At 76.1% G+C, this 18,757-nt stretch carries 21 protein-coding genes; 15 read left to right on the forward strand and 6 right to left on the reverse strand.

The genetic code is table 11. The features are described from left to right. Positions 1 to 4 precede the first annotated feature (4 nt). A complete protein-coding gene (locus ACI79W_RS14285) occupies positions 5 to 808 on the reverse strand; it encodes an LON peptidase substrate-binding domain-containing protein (RefSeq protein WP_456562748.1) in 804 nt (267 codons plus the stop codon). Positions 809 to 925: 117 nt separating this feature from the next. Here ACI79W_RS14285 and hisD point away from each other — a divergent pair, with 117 nt between their 5' ends. From hisD to ACI79W_RS14310, 5 genes are read left to right on the forward strand one after another with little or no spacing between them, the layout of a single operon-like run. Beyond that, positions 926 to 2,230, forward strand: a complete 1,305-nt coding sequence (gene hisD, locus ACI79W_RS14290) for a histidinol dehydrogenase (protein WP_456562749.1) — start codon at positions 926 to 928, stop codon at positions 2,228 to 2,230. After that, positions 2,227 to 3,339 (forward strand): histidinol-phosphate transaminase, encoded by a 1,113-nt coding sequence (locus ACI79W_RS14295; RefSeq protein ID WP_456562750.1) that lies wholly within the window; start codon positions 2,227 to 2,229, stop codon positions 3,337 to 3,339. Before hisD ends, ACI79W_RS14295 begins: the two co-directional genes overlap by 4 nt. Positions 3,340 to 3,344: 5 nt before the next feature. Further along, on the forward strand, positions 3,345 to 3,941 hold the full coding sequence (hisB, locus tag ACI79W_RS14300) for an imidazoleglycerol-phosphate dehydratase HisB (protein WP_456562751.1): 597 nt from the start codon (positions 3,345 to 3,347) through the stop codon (positions 3,939 to 3,941). A 16-nt stretch (positions 3,942 to 3,957) separates the two neighbouring features. Continuing rightward, the gene (locus tag ACI79W_RS14305) at positions 3,958 to 4,134 is read left to right on the forward strand and encodes a hypothetical protein (protein WP_456562752.1); all 177 of its coding nucleotides are present in this window, start codon (positions 3,958 to 3,960) and stop codon (positions 4,132 to 4,134) included. Beyond that, entirely contained in the window at positions 4,134 to 4,748 is a 615-nt protein-coding gene (locus ACI79W_RS14310; RefSeq protein WP_456562753.1) for a nucleotidyltransferase family protein, read from the forward strand. Before ACI79W_RS14305 ends, ACI79W_RS14310 begins: the two co-directional genes overlap by 1 nt. Here the strand turns inward: ACI79W_RS14310 and ACI79W_RS14315 are convergent. After that, positions 4,717 to 5,562 carry a DUF222 domain-containing protein gene (locus ACI79W_RS14315; RefSeq protein ID WP_456562754.1) on the reverse strand — a complete coding sequence of 282 codons (846 nt, stop codon included), beginning with the start codon at positions 5,560 to 5,562 and terminating at the stop codon, positions 4,717 to 4,719. The genes ACI79W_RS14310 and ACI79W_RS14315 overlap by 32 nt on opposite strands. A gap of 163 nt (positions 5,563 to 5,725) precedes the next feature. On the opposite strand from ACI79W_RS14315, the gene hisH reads away from it, so the two are divergent. The 5 genes from hisH to ACI79W_RS14340 all read left to right on the forward strand — a co-directional run bounded on the left by hisH (position 5,726) and on the right by ACI79W_RS14340 (position 11,444). Continuing rightward, positions 5,726 to 6,364 carry an imidazole glycerol phosphate synthase subunit HisH gene (gene hisH / locus ACI79W_RS14320; protein ID WP_456562755.1) on the forward strand — a complete coding sequence of 213 codons (639 nt, stop codon included), beginning with the start codon at positions 5,726 to 5,728 and terminating at the stop codon, positions 6,362 to 6,364. An 89-nt stretch (positions 6,365 to 6,453) separates the two neighbouring features. After that, on the forward strand, positions 6,454 to 8,787 hold the full coding sequence (locus tag ACI79W_RS14325) for a M20/M25/M40 family metallo-hydrolase (RefSeq protein ID WP_456562756.1): 2,334 nt from the start codon (positions 6,454 to 6,456) through the stop codon (positions 8,785 to 8,787). Positions 8,788 to 8,868: 81 nt separating this feature from the next. Then, positions 8,869 to 9,192, forward strand: coding sequence for a hypothetical protein (locus tag ACI79W_RS14330; RefSeq protein WP_456562757.1), 324 nt, complete (start codon positions 8,869 to 8,871; stop codon positions 9,190 to 9,192). A 3-nt stretch (positions 9,193 to 9,195) separates the two neighbouring features. Further along, the gene (locus ACI79W_RS14335; protein ID WP_456562758.1) at positions 9,196 to 10,779 is read left to right on the forward strand and encodes a sensor histidine kinase; all 1,584 of its coding nucleotides are present in this window, start codon (positions 9,196 to 9,198) and stop codon (positions 10,777 to 10,779) included. Beyond that, entirely contained in the window at positions 10,776 to 11,444 is a 669-nt protein-coding gene (locus tag ACI79W_RS14340; RefSeq protein ID WP_456562759.1) for a response regulator transcription factor, read from the forward strand. Before ACI79W_RS14335 ends, ACI79W_RS14340 begins: the two co-directional genes overlap by 4 nt. Positions 11,445 to 11,503: 59 nt before the next feature. Here ACI79W_RS14340 and ACI79W_RS14345 read toward each other — a convergent pair whose 3' ends face one another. The 4 genes from ACI79W_RS14345 to ACI79W_RS14360 all read right to left on the reverse strand — a co-directional run bounded on the left by ACI79W_RS14345 (position 11,504) and on the right by ACI79W_RS14360 (position 14,377). Next, positions 11,504 to 11,797: a hypothetical protein gene (locus ACI79W_RS14345; protein ID WP_456562760.1), complete on the reverse strand. Its 294-nt coding sequence runs from the start codon at positions 11,795 to 11,797 to the stop codon at positions 11,504 to 11,506. A gap of 94 nt (positions 11,798 to 11,891) precedes the next feature. After that, positions 11,892 to 13,139 carry an aminoglycoside phosphotransferase family protein gene (locus ACI79W_RS14350; protein WP_456562761.1) on the reverse strand — a complete coding sequence of 416 codons (1,248 nt, stop codon included), beginning with the start codon at positions 13,137 to 13,139 and terminating at the stop codon, positions 11,892 to 11,894. A gap of 56 nt (positions 13,140 to 13,195) precedes the next feature. Next, complete coding sequence (locus tag ACI79W_RS14355) at positions 13,196 to 13,795, reverse strand: nitroreductase family protein (protein WP_456562762.1); 600 nt, start codon at positions 13,793 to 13,795, stop codon at positions 13,196 to 13,198. Positions 13,796 to 13,828: 33 nt separating this feature from the next. Next, positions 13,829 to 14,377, reverse strand: a complete 549-nt coding sequence (locus tag ACI79W_RS14360) for a TIGR03086 family metal-binding protein (protein ID WP_456562763.1) — start codon at positions 14,375 to 14,377, stop codon at positions 13,829 to 13,831. 37 nt (positions 14,378 to 14,414) lie between these two features. Between ACI79W_RS14360 and ACI79W_RS14365 the strand changes: the two genes are divergently transcribed. The 5 genes from ACI79W_RS14365 to ACI79W_RS14385 all read left to right on the forward strand — a co-directional run bounded on the left by ACI79W_RS14365 (position 14,415) and on the right by ACI79W_RS14385 (position 18,750). Further along, a complete protein-coding gene (locus ACI79W_RS14365) occupies positions 14,415 to 15,290 on the forward strand; it encodes a helix-turn-helix domain-containing protein (protein WP_456562764.1) in 876 nt (291 codons plus the stop codon). Between the two features lie 10 nt (positions 15,291 to 15,300). After that, on the forward strand, positions 15,301 to 16,032 hold the full coding sequence (gene priA, locus ACI79W_RS14370; protein ID WP_456562765.1) for a bifunctional 1-(5-phosphoribosyl)-5-((5-phosphoribosylamino)methylideneamino)imidazole-4-carboxamide isomerase/phosphoribosylanthranilate isomerase PriA: 732 nt from the start codon (positions 15,301 to 15,303) through the stop codon (positions 16,030 to 16,032). Continuing rightward, positions 16,029 to 16,421, forward strand: a complete 393-nt coding sequence (locus ACI79W_RS14375; RefSeq protein WP_456562766.1) for a RidA family protein — start codon at positions 16,029 to 16,031, stop codon at positions 16,419 to 16,421. Before priA ends, ACI79W_RS14375 begins: the two co-directional genes overlap by 4 nt. Next, complete coding sequence (hisF, locus tag ACI79W_RS14380; RefSeq protein WP_456562767.1) at positions 16,418 to 17,212, forward strand: imidazole glycerol phosphate synthase subunit HisF; 795 nt, start codon at positions 16,418 to 16,420, stop codon at positions 17,210 to 17,212. Before ACI79W_RS14375 ends, hisF begins: the two co-directional genes overlap by 4 nt. A gap of 128 nt (positions 17,213 to 17,340) precedes the next feature. Beyond that, positions 17,341 to 18,750 carry an FAD-binding oxidoreductase gene (locus ACI79W_RS14385; RefSeq protein ID WP_456562768.1) on the forward strand — a complete coding sequence of 470 codons (1,410 nt, stop codon included), beginning with the start codon at positions 17,341 to 17,343 and terminating at the stop codon, positions 18,748 to 18,750. The last annotated feature ends 7 nt before the right edge of the window (positions 18,751 to 18,757 follow it).

An 18,757-nucleotide genomic window follows, 5' to 3' on the forward strand; every position in this document is an offset into this window, starting at 1 on the left:
TCGCTCAGTTCACCGTCATGGGGCTGGCGAACTGCTGCAGCGGTGCCGGCACCGCGCCCAGCGTCTGCAGCAGCGTCAGCTCGCGGCGCAGCAGCCGGGACTCCGCGGCCAGGCGCCGGCGGGTCGCGGACTCGGCCAGCAGCGCCTGCCGGTCCTCGGTGGTCAGCAGCGCCGAAGAGGCGACCAGCCAGGAGAGCGCGGACGGGTCGTCGGCGGCCGCGGCGAGCCGCACCGCCGCCTCCACGCCGTCCCCCTGGGCGCCGGCGCCCAGCGCCGACACCTCGGCGACGTACTGGGTGAACAGGTCGCCCACCCCGCGGGCCAGGAGGTCCAGGGACGCGCGGGCGACCGAGCTGGCCACCGCGTCGGCGGGCGGTGCCAGGCCGGCGCCGCTGCCATCGGTCACCGCCTCGGCGTCGCCGGCGGCCTCCTCCGCGGCCTCCTCCTCGGCCAGCCACTCGACCTCGGCCTGCAGGTAGGGCGGATCCTCGCCGACGACGACGTCCAGCAGCCGGAACCGCTCGCCGCCCACGGTGACGATGCGGAACCCGCCGTCGGCCTGCGGCTGCACCCGCTGCAGCCGCGCGGTGCAGCCGATGTCGTAGAGCGCCGCCGCCGGGGCCACCCGCTCCACCTCCCAGCCCTGCCGGATCGCGACCACCCCGAAGTACCGGCGGTCGCCCTGCTCGGGCAGGTCCAGGAGATCGCGCATGAGGCGGCGGTAGCGGGGCTCGAAGATCTGCAGCGGTAGCACGACCCCGGGGAACAGGGGCCGTCCCAGCGGGAACAGCGGGATCAGCTCGCCCATCGAGGCAAGCGTACGGGCCGCGGGCCGCCGGCCCGTGCGGGCGCCCCAGGGACGCCGGAGGGCGCTGGATACCCTGGGATCCGCGTCGCACCACCCGATCCGACCCCGGAGGCCCCCGTGCTGGCACGCATCGACCTGCGTGGAAACGCCCTGCCCGGCGTCCGGGAGCTCGCCGGGCTGCTGCCGCGAGCGGCCACCGACATCGACTCGGTGCTCGCCACGGTGCGCCCGCTCTGCGAAGACGTGCGGCTGCGCGGCGCCCGGGCGGTGCGCGAGATCACCGCCCGCCTCGACGGGGTGGACGCCGAGGACTTCGCCGTCCCGCAGGAGGCGCTGACCCGGGCCCTCGCCGAGTGCGACCCGACGCTGCGCGCCGCCCTCGAGGAGTCCATCGCCCGGGTGCGCACGGTGCACGCCGACCAGCGGCGCACCGACGTCACCACGGAGGTCGTGGCCGGCGGGACGGTCACCGAGCGCTGGCTCCCCGTCCGGCGCGTGGGGCTGTACGTGCCCGGCGGCCTGGCGCCCCTGCTGTCCAGCGTCGTGATGAACGTCGTCCCCGCCCAGATCGCCGGCGTCGAGTCGATCGCCGTCGCCTCCCCACCGCAGCGGGACAACGGCGGGCTGCCCGACCCCGGCGTGCTGGCCGCCTGCGCGCTGCTGGGCGTCACCGAGGTGTACGCCGTCGGCGGGGCGCAGGCCATCGCCGTCTTCGGCTACGGCGCCGGATCCTGCGAGCCGGTGGACATGGTCACCGGCCCCGGCAACGTCTACGTGACGGCGGCCAAGCGGCTGCTGCGCGGGCTGATCGGCATCGACTCCGAGGCCGGTCCGACCGAGGTCGCGATCCTCGCCGACGACACCGCCGACCCCGCGCACGTGGCCGCCGACCTGATCAGCCAGGCCGAGCACGACCCGCTCGCCGGCGCGGTGCTGGTCACCCCCAGCGAGGAGCTGGCCGAGGCCGTCCTCGCCCTCGTCCCCGGGCAGGTCGCGGCCACCAAGCACTCCGACCGGATCACCACCGCCCTGGACGGCAGCCAGTCCGGCATCGTGCTGGTCGACGACCTGGGCGCCGGGGTCCGGGTGGTCGACGCCTACGCCGCCGAGCACCTGGAGATCCAGACCCGCGACCCCCGCGCCGTGGCGATGCGGGTACGCAACGCCGGGGCGATCTTCGTCGGCGCCTGGTCGCCGGTCTCGCTCGGCGACTACATCGCGGGGTCCAACCACGTGCTGCCCACCGGTGGCTGCGCCCGGCACTCCAGCGGGCTGTCGGTGCAGTCGTTCCTGCGGGGCATCCACCTGGTCGAGTACGACGAGCAGGCGCTCGCCGACGTCGCCGCACACGTCGACGCCCTCGCCGGCGCCGAGGACCTGCCGGCGCACGCGGCCGCGGTGCGGGTCCGGCAGCGGTCGTGACGTCGCTCGACGAGCTCCCGCTGCGGCCGGAGCTGCGGGGGCGCACGCCCTACGGCGCCCCTCAGCTGCCCGCCGCGCACCGGCTCAACACCAACGAGAACCCGCACCCGCTGCCGGCGGAGCTGCTGGCCGACCTCGGCGCGGCCCTGGGGCACGCGGCGCTGGAGCTGAACCGCTACCCCGACCGGGACGCCGTCGCGCTGCGGGCCGACCTCGCCGCCTACCTGTCGCGCACCGGCGGCGTGCCGGTGGAGCCGGCGCAGGTGTGGGCGGCCAACGGGTCCAACGAGGTGCTGCAGCAGATCCTGCAGGCCTTCGGAGGGGCCGGACGGACCGCGCTGGGGTTCACGCCTTCCTATTCGATGCACCCCATCATCGCGGCCGGCACGGGGACGGCGTGGGTGGACGGGCACCGGGCGGCCGACTTCACCATCGACACCGACGCCGCCGTGGCCCAGGTGCAGCAGGTGCGGCCGGACGTCGTCTTCGTCACCAGCCCGAACAACCCGACCGGCACCGCCGTCGACCTGGAGACCGTGGCGGCGCTGTACGAGGCGACCGAGGGCGTCCTCGTCGTCGACGAGGCGTACGCGGAGTTCGCGCGCGCGGGAACGCCGTCGTCGCTCACGCTGCTGCCGGGCCGGCCGCGGCTGGTCGTCAGCCGCACGATGAGCAAGGCGTTCGGGATGGCCGGGCTGCGCCTGGGCTACCTGGCCGCGGACCCGGCCGTCGTCGACGCCATCCAGCTGGTCCGGCTGCCCTACCACCTGAGCTCGCTCACGCAGGCGGCCGCGCGGACGGCGCTGGCGCACACCGACGCCCTGCTGGCGACCGTCGACGCGGTGAAGGCCCAGCGCGACCGGATCGTGGCGGCGCTGCCGGGCATGGGGCTGACCAGCGTGCCCAGCGACGCCAACTTCGTCCTCTTCGGCCACTTCGCCGACGCACCCGCCGCCTGGCGGGCGCTGCTGGACCGGGGGGTGCTCGTCCGGGACGTCGGGCTGCCGGGCTGGCTGCGGGTGACCGCCGGGACCGCCGAGGAGACCGACGCGTTCCTCACCGCCCTGGGTGAGGTCGCGCCGGCCCACCGCACGACTCTGGGAGACTGACCCCCATGACCCGCACCGCACGCGTCGAGCGCCGGACCAGCGAGACCAAGCTCGTGGTGGAGCTCGACCTCGACGGCACCGGCAGCAGCTCGATCAGCACGGGCGTGGGCTTCTACGACCACATGCTGACCGCGCTGTCCAAGCACAGCGGCATCGACCTCACCGTGCAGGCCGACGGCGACCTGCACATCGACGCGCACCACACCGTCGAGGACGTCGCCATCGCCCTGGGCCAGGCCTTCGCCGAGGCGCTGGGGGACAAGCGCGGCATCACCCGCTACGGCGACGCCACGATCCCCATGGACGAGGTGCTCGCCCAGGCGGCGGTCGACCTCTCCGGCCGGCCGTACTTCGTGCACGCCGAGCCCGAGAGCATGACGCCGATGATCGGCCCGGACTACCCGACGTCGCTCACCAAGCACGTGCTCGAGTCGTTCGCCTTCAACGCCCGGATCAGCCTGCACGTGCGGGTGCTCTACGCCGGCCGCGACGCCCACCACATCGTGGAGGCGCAGTTCAAGGCACTGGCGCGGGCGCTGCGCGCCGCCGTGGCGATCGACCCCCGGGTCAGCGACGTCCCCTCGACCAAGGGCGCGCTGTGACCCGGTGCGACCGGCGGTGAGCGGGGGTCTCCCGCTCCTGCTGCTCGGTGGCTTCCTGCTCGGCGGGGCGTGGAGCATCTGGCGGGCGGACACCGACGACGGCCGCCGCACCGGCCCCCAGGTCGTGTTCGCGGTCATTCTGCTGGTCGCGGCCGTGCTGGCCAGCGCGGCGGGCGTCCTCCGCCTCGTCTGATGGCGGGCGGCCCTCCACGAGCGCCCGGGAACACCGGCGAGGAGCGGTTCCTCGGCATCGTCCTGGCCGACCCGACGGTGCAGGCGCTGCTCGAGCGGGCGCCCGCGCTGGGCGTGGGGGACTGGTGGCTCACCGCCGGGGTGCTGTTCCAGACGGTGTGGAACGAGCTCACCGGCCGGCCGCCGAGGACCGGCATCCGGGACGCCGACCTCTTCTACTACGGCCGGGACACCTCCTGGGCGGCGGAGGACGCCGTCATCCGGGCGGGCGCGGAGCTGTTCGCCGACCTGCCGGTACCGGTGGAGATCCGCAACGAGGCCCGGGTGCACCTCTGGTACGAGGCGAAGTTCGGGGTGCCCGCCGCACCGTTCCGCGACTGCGCCGACGCCATCGACCACTTCGCGGCGGTGTGCTGCTGCTACGGGCTCCGGGTGGATCGCGCCGGCCGGCCCCAGGTGTACGCGCCGCACGGCTACGCGGACCTGTTCGACCTGGTGGTCCGCCCCAACCGGCGGCTGGCACCGCGGCACGTCTACGAGGCGAAGAGCGCGCGTTGGCAGGAGCACTGGCCCGAGCTCACCGTCATCCCCTGGCCGGGCACCGGCTCGGCCTGACCGGGCCCGGCTCCGGGCGGGTTCGGTCGTGGTGCGGGGGAGGACGAGGATCTCGGTGCCGTCGGGCCGCCAGGTGTGCCATCGGCCGTCGGGTTGGCGTTCGACGCGGAATCCGTGGTGGACCTTGGTGTGGCGGCGATCGCACAGCAGCGCAGTTGTGCAGGTCGGTCTGGCCGCCGTCTGCCCAGTGGATGAGGTGGTGGACGTCGCACCGGTGGGTGGGGGCGTGGCAGCCGGTGAAGACGCAGCTGCGGTCGCGGGCGTCGAGGGCGCGGCGCAGGTGGGGTGGGGAGACGCGCTGGCGGCGGCCGTGGTCGAGCACGTCTCCGTCGGGGCCGATGACGAGGCGGCTGATGCCGCCGTCGCAGGCCAGCCAGCGGGCGCGGGCGGCGGAGGTGGTGGCCTCGAACCCCAACGTCGCCGCCCCGGGGCCGGTGGCGGGGTCGATGAGGTCGGCGAGGTCGACCCGGACCACGACGTGCGGTGTGTGGGTGCGCGGCAGCGGCAGGTGCCCGGCGGCCAGGGCGTTGTCGGCGAGCGCCTCGTCGACCCCGGCCAGGTCCACGCCCTGGGCGTGGGCGGCGGCCAGCTTGGCCGGGGCGACCGCCGGGGCCATCTCGGCGAGCGCCTCGAGCGCCACCGCGCCGGTGCCGGCCGCGGCGGCGACCGCCGGCAGCGCCTCCAGGGCCCGCCCGGCGGCGACCAGCCGGGAGGTGGCTGCCGGGGAGAACTGTCGAACAGTTGTACGAATGCTGCCGCGGCCACCGACGGCCGCGACCCGAAAGCCCAGCTCAGGTCGTTGTCCACGGATCACGGCCTGCTTTCGAACCATGGGGCAGGCCGAGCCTCGCCCGCGCAGCCGGTTCGCCGGAACAGCGCCCAACTGTCGCCAGTCGGGGGCGACACGTTGCCGTACGACGGTCCACGCACCGGGAACACCCAGAGAGCCTCCGGTGCTGGTCGGTAGCGTGGCAGGCGTGAAGAAGGTGGCGGTCCTCGACTACGGCTCGGGCAACCTGCGCTCGGCGGAGCGCGCGCTGCAGCGGGTCGGCGCCGAGGTGACGGTGACCTCCGACGCGGGGACGGCGCTGGATGCCGACGGCCTCGTCGTCCCCGGCGTGGGTGCGTTCGCGGCCTGCATGAAGGGGCTCGACGCCGTCGACGGCAGGCGGATCATCGGCCGCCGCCTCGCCGGGGGCCGGCCGGTGCTCGGCATCTGCGTCGGCATGCAGATCCTGTTCGAGCGCGGCGTGGAGCACGGCGTGGACGCCGAGGGCTGCGGCGAGTGGCCCGGCGTCGTCGAGCCGCTCCAGGCGCCGGTGCTGCCGCACATGGGCTGGAACACCGTCCAGGCGCCGCGGGACAGCGTCCTCTTCGACGGGCTCGCCGACCAGCGCTTCTACTTCGTGCACTCCTACGGCGTGCGGAACTTCCCGCTGGGCCAGGACGGGGTCTCCTCGCCGCTGGCGGCACCGAAGGTCACCTGGGCAGAGCACGGCGACCGGTTCGTCGCGGGCGTGGAGAACGCCGCCCTGTCGGCCACCCAGTTCCACCCCGAGAAGAGCGGGGACGCCGGGGCCCAGCTGCTCACCAACTGGCTGCACACCCTGGGCTGAACGGCGGCCGGCGGCGCGCCGCGGGCCGCCTGCCCGGCCGGGGACCACCCGCGCCCTAGGGTGCGCGGGTCGCCGTCCGAGGAGGTCGCGTGCCCGCCGAGCGCCCGTCCCGTCCCGGCCGCCTCGTGGGGCTGGCCATCGTCACGCTGCTGCTGGCGCTCACCGCCTGGACCGTCGTGGGGTTGCAGCCGCCGGACCCGCGCCCGGCCGACGCCCCGATCGGGGAGTTCAGCGCCGCCCGCGCCTTCGCGCACGTGGAGCGCATCGCCGTCCGGCCGCACGTGGCGGGCAGCCCGGCGAACGACGCGGTGGTGGAGCACCTGGTCGCCACCCTCACCGGCCTCGGGCTGGACACGCGCGTGCAGAACGCCGTCGGTGCACGGGCCGGCCGGGTGGGCGAGGCCCGCATGGCCCGGGTGCGCAACGTCGTCGCCGTCCTGCCGGGCACCGAACCCACGGGCCGGCTGTACCTGATGGCGCACCACGACTCGGTGGAGGGCGGCCCCGGCGCGGCCGACGACGCGGCGGGGGTCGCCACGCTGCTGGAGTCGGTCCGCGCGCTGACCGAGGCCCCCCGGCTGCGCAACGACGTCGTCGTCGTCCTCACCGACGCCGAGGAGGCCTGCCTCTGCGGCGCCGAGGCCTTCGCCGCCTCCCACCCGCTGGCCGGCGGCGGGGTGGTGCTCAACGTCGAGGCCCGTGGCACCGGCGGGCCACCGATCATGTTCGAGACGTCGCTCGGCAACGCCGGCCTCGCCGCGGCGTTCGCCGACGCCGCGCCGCACCCGGTCGCGAGCAGCTTCGCCGTCGAGGTCTACCGGGCGCTGCCCAACGACACCGACTTCAGCGTGCTGCTCGAGGACGGCGCCTTCACCGGCATGAACACCGCCTTCATCGACGGCGCGGCTGCCTACCACTCCCCGCAGGACACCCCGGAGCGGCTGGACCGCGGCACCCTGCAGGCCCTCGGCGACAACACCCTCGCGCTCACCCGGGAGCTGGGCGGGCGCGACCTGGCCGGCCTCGCCGCGCCCGCGGCCGAGGACGCCACCTACTTCCCGCTCCCGGGCGTGCTGGTGCGCTACCCCGGCTGGCTGGTGTGGCCGCTGGCCGGGGCGGCGCTGACCGCGGTCGCCGGGCTGGTGTGGGCGCTGCACCGCCGCGGGGTCAGCTCGCTGCGGCGCACGGCGGGGGCGGCGGCGCTGGCGCTGGTACCGCTCGTGGCGGGGCCGCTGGCCGCGCAGGGGCTGTGGTGGGCGCTGGTCGCCACGCGGCCCGGGTACGCCACGCTGCTCGACCCCTGGCGGCCGGGCTGGTTCCGGCTGGCGGCCGTCGCGGTGGTGCTCGCCGTCGTGCTGCTCTGGTATGCGCTGGTGCGCCGCCGCGTGGGGGCTGCTCCGCTGGTCACGGGCGCGCTGCTGTGGCTCGCCGTGGTGGCCGCGGTGCTCGCCGCTGTGGCGCCGGGCGGCTCCTACCTGACGGCGTGGCCGGCGCTGGTGGGGGCGCTGACCGGCGTCGTCGCCGTCCTGGCGCGCAGCCGGGTGGTCACCGCCGGCGCCGCGCTGCTCACCGGCGCCACGGGGGTGCTCGTCCTCGCCCCGACGGCGGCGCTGTTCTTCCCGGCGCTCGGGCTCTCGCAGGCGCTGGCGCCCTCGGTGGTCGTCGTCCTCGCCGGGCTGGCCCTGCTGCCCGCGATCGACCTGGTGTTCCCCGATCCGGGGACGGCCGCCGCCGCGCGCGGCCGGCTCGCGGCGGCGGCCGTCCCCCTGGTGGCGCTGGCCGCGGCGTGGGGGTGCGTCGCCGTGGGCCTGGCGGTCGACCGCTTCGACGCCGACCACCCGGTGCCCAGCCGCCTGGCCTACGTCCTCGACACCGACCAGGAGCAGGCGCGGTGGGTGACCACCGAGACGACGCCGGGGGAGTGGACCGACCGCTTCGTCGACGGCCGCGGCTCGCTCGGGCTGGAGCTGCCCTACCTGGCCGGCCGCGACCTGCTGACCGGGCCGGCCGAGGTCGCCGACCTCCCCGGCCCGGAGATCACCGTCGTCTCCGACGAGGTCCTCGGCGGCCGACGGGAGATCGCCGTGCGGATCACCCCCCAGCGGGCGGGGGTCCGACTGGTCGACCTCGAGCTCGCCGTCGACGGCGGGAGCGTCGTCCGCGGCCGGCTCGCCGGCCGGGACGTGCCCGAGGAGCGGCTCGGTGGCAGCGGGCTGCGCGTCACGTTCCACGCGCCGCCCGCCGAGGGCCTGCAGGCCTCCTTCACGGTGGAGGGTGACGGCCCCGTGCGGCTGCGGGCCACGGACGGCAGCGACGGGCTGACCGGGCTCCCCGGGTTCGAGCCCCGGCCCGAGGGCGTCGACGTCGCCGGTACCCACGGCGCGGACCTCCTGCTCGTCACGGGGGTCACCGACCTCGGCTGAGCGGCGGTCCGGCGACCGCGGATGAGAGCTCTCTCATCCGGCCCTCACCGGGGTGCCACCGGTGCGGCGGAGGCTGACCCGGTGCTCCGCCGTCCCTTCCTCGTCGTGCTGGCCGGACTGGCCGGCGTGCTGCTCGCCGGCGGCCTGGCGTGGGCGCTGCTCGGCCCCGCAGGCCCCGGGGAGCGGAGGGTGCCGCCGCCGATCGACGTGCCGGCGCGCTCGATCACCGTCGCGCCGGACGGACCGCAGGACGGGCCGGCGACCGACCCCCGCCCGCAGGACCCCGCACCGGGGACCGACGTCGTCCCGCCACCGCCCCTGCCCGACGACGATGACGACGATGACGACGACGGTCCCGGGGACGACGACGACGGCCCGGACGTTGACGACGACGGTGACGACTGAACGGTGAACGACGAAGAGCAGGCGACGACCGGGTGGCGCGAGGTCGCCCGGCACCGGCTGGCGCCCCGGGCCGCCCGGACGCGGATCATCGGCTGGGTCCTCCTGCTGGTGCTCATCGCGCTCGCGCTGGTCACCCTGGCCACCTGGCGGCTGCTGATCCGCGCGACCGACGAGCGCATGGACGTGGCGCTGGACGCCGAGGTCGTGGAGTTCTCCCAGATCGTGGCCTCGGGCATCGACCCGGAGACCGGCGAACCCTTCGCCTCGGTCGCGGACGTCCTCCAGACGGTGATCACCTACAACCTCGCCCGGCCCAACGAGAAGTTCCTCGGCTACGTCGACGGCCGGTATCGCTTCCAGAGCCGGATCGAGGCGCCGGTGCTGCTCAGCGAGGACCGGCGGTTCACCGCCCTGGTCGGTGACGTCACCGAGACCACGGCCGGCCGCTACGCGAGCGGGGCGGGGGAGGTGCGCTACCTCGCCGTCCCGGTGGCGCTGGAGGGCGACCCGGCCCGCGGGGTCGTCGTCGTCGCCTACTTCGCCGACCAGGAGCGCCAGGCCGCCGACGAGACGGCCCGCCTGATGCTGGGCGTCGGCGCCGTGACCGTCCTGCTGGCCGCCGCCGGGGCCTGGGTCGTCGCCGGCCGGGTCCTGGCGCCGGTGCGCGCCGTCGCGGCGACCGCGCAGGGGATCACCGAGACCGACCTCACCGGCCGCATCCCGGTCGAGGGGCGGCCGGCGGACGAGCTCACCGACCTCGCCGTCGCCGTCAACGCGATGCTCGACCGGGTCGAGGGCGGTGTCGCGGCCCAGCGCCGGTTCCTCGACGACGCCGGCCACGAGCTGCGCACGCCGATCACGATCGTCCGGGGCCACCTGGAGGTGCTCGACCCGGCCGACCCAGAGGACGTGCGCCAGACCGTCGCACTTGTCGACGACGAGCTCGAGCGGATGAACCGCATGGTCTCCGAGCTGCTGCTGCTCGCCCGCGCGGAGCAGCCGGAGTTCGTCCGCCTCCAGCCGGTGGACGTCGCCGAGGTGACCGCCGACGTGTTCGGCAAGGTGCGCCGGCTCGGCGACCGGGACTGGCAGCTCGGCGCCGTCGCCCGCGCCGACCTGCTGCTGGACCCGCAACGGCTCACCCAGGCGGTGGTCGCGCTGGCCGACAACGCCGTCCAGCACACCGGGGCCGGGGACCGCATCGTGCTCGGCAGCCGGCTCAGCGGCGACCGGCTGCTCGTGTGGGTGGACGACACCGGCCCGGGGATCCCGCCGGCCGACCAGGAGCGGGTCTTCGACCGGTTCGCCCGCGGCAGCACCGCCGCCAGGCGCAGCGACGGCGCCGGACTGGGCCTCGCCATCGTGCGGGCGATCGCGGCCGGCCACGGCGGATCCGTCGAGCTGCACAGCCGCCCGGGTGAGGGGGCGACCTTCACCCTCGTCCTGCCCGCCCGGCCGGCGCCCGCGCGCGACGCCGGGCCGGCCGATCTGCCGGCCGGCCCGGACGGCACCGTCGACGACGCGGCCGACACACCGCTCCTGGGCGCCGGCGCCCCGTCCGCACCGACCGAAGGAGGACCCCGGTGAGCCGGGTGCTGATCGCCGAGGACGAGCCGCGGATCGCCGCGTTCGTCGAGAAGGGCCTCAAGGCCAACGGCTTCGTGACGGCGGTGGTCGAGGACGGGCTGTCGGCCCTCGACCGAGCCCGCAGCGGCGAGTTCGACCTCGTCGTCCTCGACATCGGCCTGCCCGTGCTCGACGGGTTCGCCGTGCTGCGCGCGCTGCGCGCCGAGCGCTGCACCGTCCCGGTCGTCGTCCTCACCGCGCGGGACAGCGTGCAGGACACCGTCGCCGGGCTGGAGGGCGGCGCGGACGACTACATGGCCAAGCCGTTCCGCTTCGAGGAGCTCCTCGCCCGGATCCGGCTCCGGCTGGCCGGGGCCCGCGACGGCGACGGCGCGGCCACGGTGCTGACCGCCGGGGGCCTGTCGCTGGACCTGCGCACCCGGCGGGCCAGCGTGGAGGGCCGGGTCGTCGACCTCTCCGCGCGCGAGTTCGCCCTCGCCGAGACGTTCCTGCGCCACCCGGGTCAGGTGCTGGCCCGCGAGCAGCTGCTCAGCCACGTGTGGGGTTACGACTTCGACCCGGGCTCCAACGTCGTGGACGTCTACGTCCGCTACCTCCGCCGGAAGCTCGGGGCCGAGCGCATCGAGACGGTGCGCGGCATGGGCTACCGACTGCCCGCCGGCTGACCCGTGCAGCCGGCGGCCCCGGCCCCGCGCGTGGGGACCGGGGCCGCCGGGCCGGTGGGTCAGTCGTCGGTGTCGGGGCTGTCGTCGGGGGTGTCGACGTCGGGGGTGTCGACGTCCGGGCTGTCGTCGCCGGGGGTGTCGCCGTCGCGGTCCGAGGTGTCCGCGGAGGCGTCGGCGACGGCGTCGTCGTCGGGCGAGGCGTCGGGGCTGTCGTCCGCAGCGACGGAGACGGCTGCCGGCGGCTGCGACGGGGCCCCGTCGTCCGCCGCGGCGATGCCGACGCCGGCGACGCCGAGGCCGGCGAGCGCGGTGCCGAAGGTGACGATCTTCCAGGTGGCGGGCGTGCTGCTCATGGTGCGGTCCTCCCGGGAACGGTGGTGGTGCGCTGACGAGGACCACGGTGCCCGCCGCCGGTGAGGGCTCCGGGAGACCGCGATGAGGCTGCTCTCATCCGGTGGCGGAGCCCCGCGCCGCGCAGCCGGCCCACTGCTCGGCCAGGGCCAGCCGGGCCTCGGTGGCCGCGGGCCAGCCCGGCTGCTGCACCCGGAAGGGCCCGGTCGCCAGTCCCGCGAGCACGCCGGCCACCCGGGCCTCCAGCTCGCCGCCGGGCCAGCGCCCCGCGAGCAGGTCCGCCACCCGGTCGCGGTAGGCGGCGATCGGCGCGGGGTCGCCGGCGAGGTGCTCCAGGAGGACGAGGTGCCCCAGCAGGGTCGCCCAGTCGTCGATCCGCGCACCCGGACCGGTCGTGTCCACGTCCAGCAGGCCCACCACCGCCCCCGCGTCCACGAGCAGCTGCGCCTCGTAGAAGTCGCCGTGCACCGGCACCACCGGGTGCCTGCCCGCCGCCGCCCCCACCGCGGCGGTGAGCTCCTCCAGCCGGGGCGCCAGGGCGGGGCAGACCGTCCCGAGCACCGCTGCGTGCGCCCGCAGCGCGTGCTGCGGGTCACGGGGGGTGCCCCGTCCCCGCCGGGGCGCCACGGCCGGCAGCCGGTCGAGCAGCGCGTCGAGCGCCGCCGGGTCGGGCAGCTGCCGCGGATCGCCGGCCAGCGCCGCCCGCATCGGCGTGCCGGGCAGGCCGGGCAGCACCACCACCCCGTCGGCCGTGCTCGCCAGCACGGGCGGGACCGGGACCGCCGGGCCCAGGGCGGCGTGGCGGTGCACGAGGTCCGCCACCGCCGACGGGCGGACGACCTTGAGGAACCAGCGGCCGGCGGGCGAGGTCACCTCGACGACCGCCCGCCGGCCGGGCCGGTAGGCGCGCAGGCGCAGCCGGGGCGAGCCGACGTCGAGGCCCAGCCCGCCCAGCCGCCCGGCGACCCCGCTCGCCGAGGTCGCCCAGGACAGCCCGGGCAGCGCCGGGTCCAGCGGCCACCGCCAGAGCCCCACGGCGAGCGGCGCGCCCCCGGCCTCGCCCTCGACGACGGCGGCGCCCGGTGGGATCGCCGTCCCGGTGGTCGCCGTCAGGTGCTCCCGGGTCGTGCGCCCGTCGGCCCAGTCGACGACGGCGGTGTGGCGCACGGTCGCCGCGCCGTCCGGGCGCAGGTGCACCGAGGTCGCCGCCAGCGTGCGGAGCCGGCCGGACAGCGGCCCGAGCACCGCCGTCCAGAGGTCGCCGGCCGGCTCGCCGAGGAGGAGCTGCAGCGAGGGAGGCCACGACGGGGGCACCCGGGCCGGGCAGGGCAGACCGCTGTCCATCCCGGCAGCCTCGGTGGCAGCGGTGAGCCCCGCGTGAGACCCCGGTGAGGGAGCTCTCACCAGCGGCCCCGGTGCACCACCTCGTCGACGCCCCGCCGGCCGCGGCGCAGCGACGGCGACGGGCGGTCCCCGTCGCCGGGGTAGCCGACCGAGACGCAGCCGACCGGGCGGTACCCCGCCGGCACCCCGAAGGCCGACCGGAAGGCGTCGACGCGCTGCGCCGGGACGCCGAAGAAGCAGGCGCCGAGCCCCTCGTCGACCGCGGTCAGCAGCATCAGCAGCGAGGCCATGCCGGCGTCGACGTCCCAGTACGGCACCGGCCAGCGGGCCTCGTCGCGGTCGGTCCAGCCCTTGTCGGGTTCCGCGTACCGGTCCAGGTAGGCGTCCTTGTTCGACAGGGGCACCACCAGCAGCGGCGCCCGCCGCATCCGGGTCAGCCAGCCGTCCGGGGCGGTCCCGTCGGTGGTGGCCGCCCAGAAGCGGTCGCGCTCCTCGGCGGTCTCCAGCACCAGGAAGGCCCAGCCCTGGCTGAAGCCGGCCGACGGCGCCCGGATCGCGTGCTCGAGCAGCTTCTCCCGCACCTCCGCGGGCACCGGGCGGTCGGGGTCGTAGTCGCGCACCATGCGGCGGCGGCGGACGACGTCGGCGAACTCCACGCCGTCAGCCTGCCGCACCGGCACGCGGGCCCGTCAGGCGCTCCGGCCGAGCCGGGCAAGCACGCGGGTGGCGCGGTCGGCGTCGCCCGGTACCTCGACGGCGGGCCGGCAGATGCCGTCCATGTGCAGCGCGGGGCCGAAGCCGTCCGCACCGGCCTCGACCCGGTCCAGTTCCTCGTCGGTGAGCGCGGCGTCCGCACCGACGGCCCGCGCGACGTCCCACCGGTGCACGACCATGTCCCACACGTAGAACTGCTCGAGGGCCGCGCCGACCGTGGTCGGCCCGAAGAAGCCCTCGAACTCCCGGGTCGCCACGGCGTCGTCGCCGAGCACCTCGGCCACCCGCCGTGCGTGCGCTCGCCAGGCGGCGGCCGGGTCCGCGGCGACGTCCGGTGCCGGGCCGAGGTCCACGCCGTGGGTCGTGAGGAACTCGCGCTGGGTGGTGACCACGTGGTCGACGACGTCGGCGGCGGTCCACCCCTCGCAGGGGGACGGGTTCGACCAGCCGGCGGCGGGGACGGCGTCGAGCAGGGCGGTCAGCGGGCGTTCGGCGGCCTGGTAGCTCGTGGCGGTGCGGGTCATGGCCGGAACCTACGGCCGTGCGGCAGGCTCGGTCTTGATGGAACCCGACAGCCCGCCGGCTCCCCGTGCCATGGACGTGGTCGAGCGCGCCCACCTCAAGGAGCCGGGCGACGCCTCGCACGTGATGCACCGCTACGCCGCCGACCCGGAGTTCGACGGGCTGCTGCAGCGGTTCTGGATCCCTGTCTGGTCCGTGCCGCCCGGCCGGGAGGCGCCGCAGCGGGTGCTGCAGTACCCGGTCGCGCTGCTGGTCGTCGCCGCCGGCTACGCGCGCTTCTACGGCGTGGTCCCCGGCCTGTCGACGACGACGCTGACCGGCGAGGGGTGGGCCGTCGGCGTCATGTGCGCCCCGGCCGCGGGTGCGCTGGTCGCGGGCGGGTCGATGAGCCGGTACACCGACCGGCACGTCGACCTCACCGACGTCCTCGGGTCCGCTGGGGACGAGCTGACGGCGCGGGTGCGGGCCGCCATGGCACCGGATCCGCGCTCTCCGCAGGCGCACGGCGCGGCGATGGCCGCGTTCGGCGACGCGCTGCGGCCTCACCTGCCGGTCGACGACGAGGGCCGCCTGGTCAACGAGGTGGTCGCCTTCGTCGAGGGGAACCGCGAGGTGGTGCGCGTCGCGCAGGTCTGCGACCGCTGCGGGCTCTCCGAGCGGGCGCTGCAGCGGCTGGTGCACCGCCGCCTCGGCCTGACGCCGAAGTGGCTGATCCAGCGCCGCCGGCTGCAGGAGGCCGCCGAACGGCTCCGCGGGCAGCCGGCGAGCATGGGAGAGGTGGCGGCGGTGCTCGGCTACGCCGACCAGGCGCACTTCACCCGCGACTTCGCCCGGGTGACCGGCACGACCCCCGGCCGGTTCGCCGCCCGGCACGCCCCGGGAGCTGACGCAGGCCGCCGGGGTACCGGTCCCTAGGCTGCACACCGTGCCCAAGCTGCAGCTGCTCCCCGCCGTCGACGTCGCCGACGGCCAGGCCGTCCGTCTCGTGCAGGGGGAGGCCGGCAGCGAGACCTCCTACGGCGACCCCCTCGACGCCGCGCTGCAGTGGCAGCGCGACGGCGCCGAGTGGGTGCACCTGGTCGACCTCGACGCCGCCTTCGGCCGCGGCTCCAACCGCGAGCTGCTCGCGCGGGTGGTCGGGGAGCTCGACGTCGACGTGGAGCTCTCCGGCGGCATCCGGGACGACGCGTCGCTCGAGGCGGCGCTGGCCACCGGCTGCCGGCGGGTGAACCTCGGCACCGCCGCCCTGGAGTCACCCGAGTGGTGCGCCCGGGCCATCGCCGAGCACGGCGACCGCATCGCCGTCGGCCTGGACGTGCGCGGCACCCGGCTGGCCGCCCGCGGCTGGACCCAGGAAGGCGGCGAGCTCTACGAGACCCTCGCCCGCCTCGACGCCGAGGGGTGCGCCCGCTACGTGGTCACCGACATCACCAAGGACGGCACGCTCAAGGGCCCCAACCTGGACCTGCTCCGCGAGGTCTGCGCCGCCACCCCGCGGCCGGTGATCGCCTCGGGCGGGGTCAGCTCGCTCGACGACATCCGCGCGCTGGCCGGGCTGACCGCGATCGGCGTCGAGGGGGCGATCGTGGGCAAGGCGCTGTACGCCGGCGCCTTCACGCTGCCGGAGGCGCTGCGGGTCGCCGAGGAGCTGGCATGACGGTGCTCGACCTGGGCTCGGAGAACCCCTGGGAGCCGGTCGTCGGCTACAGCCGGATCGTCGTCCGCGGGGACACGGCCTGGGTGAGCGGCACGACGGCGCTCGTCGACGGCGCCGTCGCCCACCCCGGGGACGCCGCCGCGCAGACCCGCCGGGTGCTGGCCACCATCGAGCGGTCGCTGGAGCGGGCCGGCTTCGCCCTGGCCGACGTCGTGCGCACCCGCATGTACGTCACCGACATCAGCCGCTGGGAGGAGGTCGGCCGCGCCCACGGCGAGGTGTTCGGCGCGATCCGGCCGGCGTCGACGATGGTCGAGGTGTCGGCGCTGATCGACCCGGGCCTGCTGGTGGAGATCGAGGCCGACGCCGTGCGGGAGCCCGCGGCATGACGCTGGCCGTGCGGGTCATCCCGTGCCTAGACGTCGACGCCGGGCGGGTGGTGAAGGGCGTCAACTTCGTCGACCTGCGTGACGCCGGTGACCCGGTGGAGATGGCCCGCGTCTACGACGCCGAGGGCGCCGACGAGCTCACGTTCCTCGACATCACCGCGAGTTCCGGCAACCGGGAGACGACCTACGACGTCGTCCGCCGCACCGCCGAGAGCGTCTTCATCCCGCTCACCGTCGGCGGCGGTGTGCGCGGCGTCGAGGACGTCGACAAGCTGCTGCGCGCCGGCGCGGACAAGGTGGCGGTGAACACCGCCGCCGTCGCCCGGCCCGAGCTGATCGCCGAGATCGCGCAGCGCTTCGGCAACCAGGTGCTCGTCCTGTCGCTCGACGCCCGGCGGGTGCGCGACGGTGCGCAGACCGACTCGGGCTACGAGATCACCACGCACGGCGGCCGCCGGGGCACCGGCCGCGATGCCGTGGAGTGGTGCGTGCAGGCCGCGGAGCTCGGCGTCGGGGAGATCCTGCTCAACTCCATGGACGCCGACGGCACCCGCGCCGGCTTCGACACCGACCTCATCGCGCAGGTGCGCCGGGAGGTCGCCGTCCCGCTGATCGCGAGCGGAGGAGCGGGCGCGGTCGAGCACTTCCCGCCGGCGGTCGCGGCGGGCGCCGACGCGGTGCTGGCTGCGAGCGTCTTCCACTTCGGCCAGCTCCGCGTCGGCGACGTGAAGGCCGGGCTCGCCGCCGCCGGCGTCCCGGTGCGCCGCGAGGGCGACGAGCCACAGCCGTGACCGGCGCCTCCTGAGCACCCCGGGCCCGGCGCCGGGCGCTGCCGGCCCGCCGGATCCGGGACGAAGGTCCGTCGCGGGAGGCCCCGGGGCAGGAGCAGCATGGTCGCTCTCTGCTCCAGGAGGCAGTCATGGCGACCCCCACGGTGGAATCCGGCATCCGCGGTTTCCGCGGTGAGGTGCTCCGGCCCGGCGACCCCGGCTACGACGACGCCCGCCGGGTCTTCAACGGCATGGTCGACCGGTCGCCGGCGCTGATCGCCCGGTGCACCGGCACGGACGACGTCGTGGCGGCGGTGGGGCACGCCCGCGACACCGGTCTCCCGCTCGCGGTGCACGGCGGAGGGCACGGGGTGGTGGGGCACGCGGTCTGCGACGGCGGCCTCATGCTGGACCTCCGCCCGATGAACCGGGTGCAGGTCCAGGTGTCCGACCGCTCGGTGCGTGCCGAAGGGGGTGCCACGTGGGGGCAGTTCGACGCCGCCACCCAGGAGCACGGGCTGGCGGTCACCGGCGGGCGGGTGTCCTCGACGGGCGTCGGCGGGCTCGCGCTCGGCAGCGGCAGCGGCTGGCTCGAGCGCACGCTGGGCTACACCTGCGACAGCCTCATCGGGGCCCAGGTGGTGACGGCCGCCGGGCAGGTGCTCGAGGTCGGCCCCGAGCAGGAGCCCGACCTGTTCTGGGCGCTGCGCGGTGGTGGGGGCAACTTCGGCGTGGTCACCCGGTTCGACTTCCGTGCCTCGCCGATGGGGCCGCTGCTGCTCGGCGGCATGGTGCTGCACCCGCACGAGGCTGCCGTCGACGTGGTCCGCCACTACCGCGACTTCATGGCCCAGGCGCCGGACGAGGTGAACGGCGCGGCCGCCTTCATCTCCGCCCCACCGGAGCCGTTCGTGCCGGAGCCCGTGCGGGGCCGTCCGGTGCTGGGGCTGGTCGTCGTGTACGCCGGCGACGTGGCAGAGGGCCAGGAGGTCCTGCGGCCGCTGCTCGACCACGGCTCCCCGATCGTCACGATGGTGCAGCCGATGCCCTACACGGCGATCCAGCAGATGCTCGACCTCGCGTGCCCGCGCGGGATGCGCAACTGGTGGACCGCGGATTTCCTGCGGGAGCTGCCCGACGACGGCATCGAGGCGATCGCCGAGCGGACCGGCCGGGTGCCTTCACCGATGACCCAGGTGATCCTCGCCCCCGGCGGCGGCGCGCTGGCGCGGGTCCCGCGCGAGGCGACGGCGTTCGACCTGCGGGACGCGCCCTGGAACATCCACTTCCTGAGCATGTGGCCCGACCCGGCCGACGACGAGCGCAACATCGCCTGGACCCGCGAGCTCGCGGCCTCCGTGAAGCCGTACGCCGCCGCCGGCGCCTACCTCAACTTCCTGGGCGACGAGGGGGCCGACCGGGTCCGTGCCGCCTTCGGCCCGGACAAGTACGCCCGCCTGGTCGCGCTCAAGGACCGCTACGACCCGGACAACCTGTTCTGCCTCAACCAGAACATCGCCCCGTCCGGCAGGCAGCCGAGGCCGCGTTCTGGCGGATGACGCCGCT

The sequence above is a fragment of the Blastococcus sp. SYSU DS0533 genome (assembly GCF_054050775.1).

Bases quoted from the DNA above. Each gene is read 5' to 3' on its own strand.
- ACI79W_RS14310 (WP_456562753.1), top strand. From the start codon at position 4,134: ATGGCGGGCGGCCCTCCACGAGCGCCCGGGAACACCGGCGAGGAGCGG.
- ACI79W_RS14385 (WP_456562768.1), top strand. From the start codon at position 17,341: ATGGCGACCCCCACGGTGGAATCCGGCATCCGCGGTTTCCGCGGTGAG.
- ACI79W_RS14375 (WP_456562766.1), top strand. From the start codon at position 16,029: ATGACGGTGCTCGACCTGGGCTCGGAGAACCCCTGGGAGCCGGTCGTC.
- hisF (WP_456562767.1), top strand. From the start codon at position 16,418: ATGACGCTGGCCGTGCGGGTCATCCCGTGCCTAGACGTCGACGCCGGG.
- ACI79W_RS14285 (WP_456562748.1), bottom strand. From the start codon at position 808: ATGGGCGAGCTGATCCCGCTGTTCCCGCTGGGACGGCCCCTGTTCCCC.
- ACI79W_RS14350 (WP_456562761.1), bottom strand. From the start codon at position 13,139: ATGGACAGCGGTCTGCCCTGCCCGGCCCGGGTGCCCCCGTCGTGGCCT.
- ACI79W_RS14365 (WP_456562764.1), top strand. From the start codon at position 14,415: ATGGAACCCGACAGCCCGCCGGCTCCCCGTGCCATGGACGTGGTCGAG.
- hisB (WP_456562751.1), top strand. From the start codon at position 3,345: ATGACCCGCACCGCACGCGTCGAGCGCCGGACCAGCGAGACCAAGCTC.
- ACI79W_RS14360 (WP_456562763.1), bottom strand. From the start codon at position 14,377: ATGACCCGCACCGCCACGAGCTACCAGGCCGCCGAACGCCCGCTGACC.
- ACI79W_RS14345 (WP_456562760.1), bottom strand. From the start codon at position 11,797: ATGAGCAGCACGCCCGCCACCTGGAAGATCGTCACCTTCGGCACCGCG.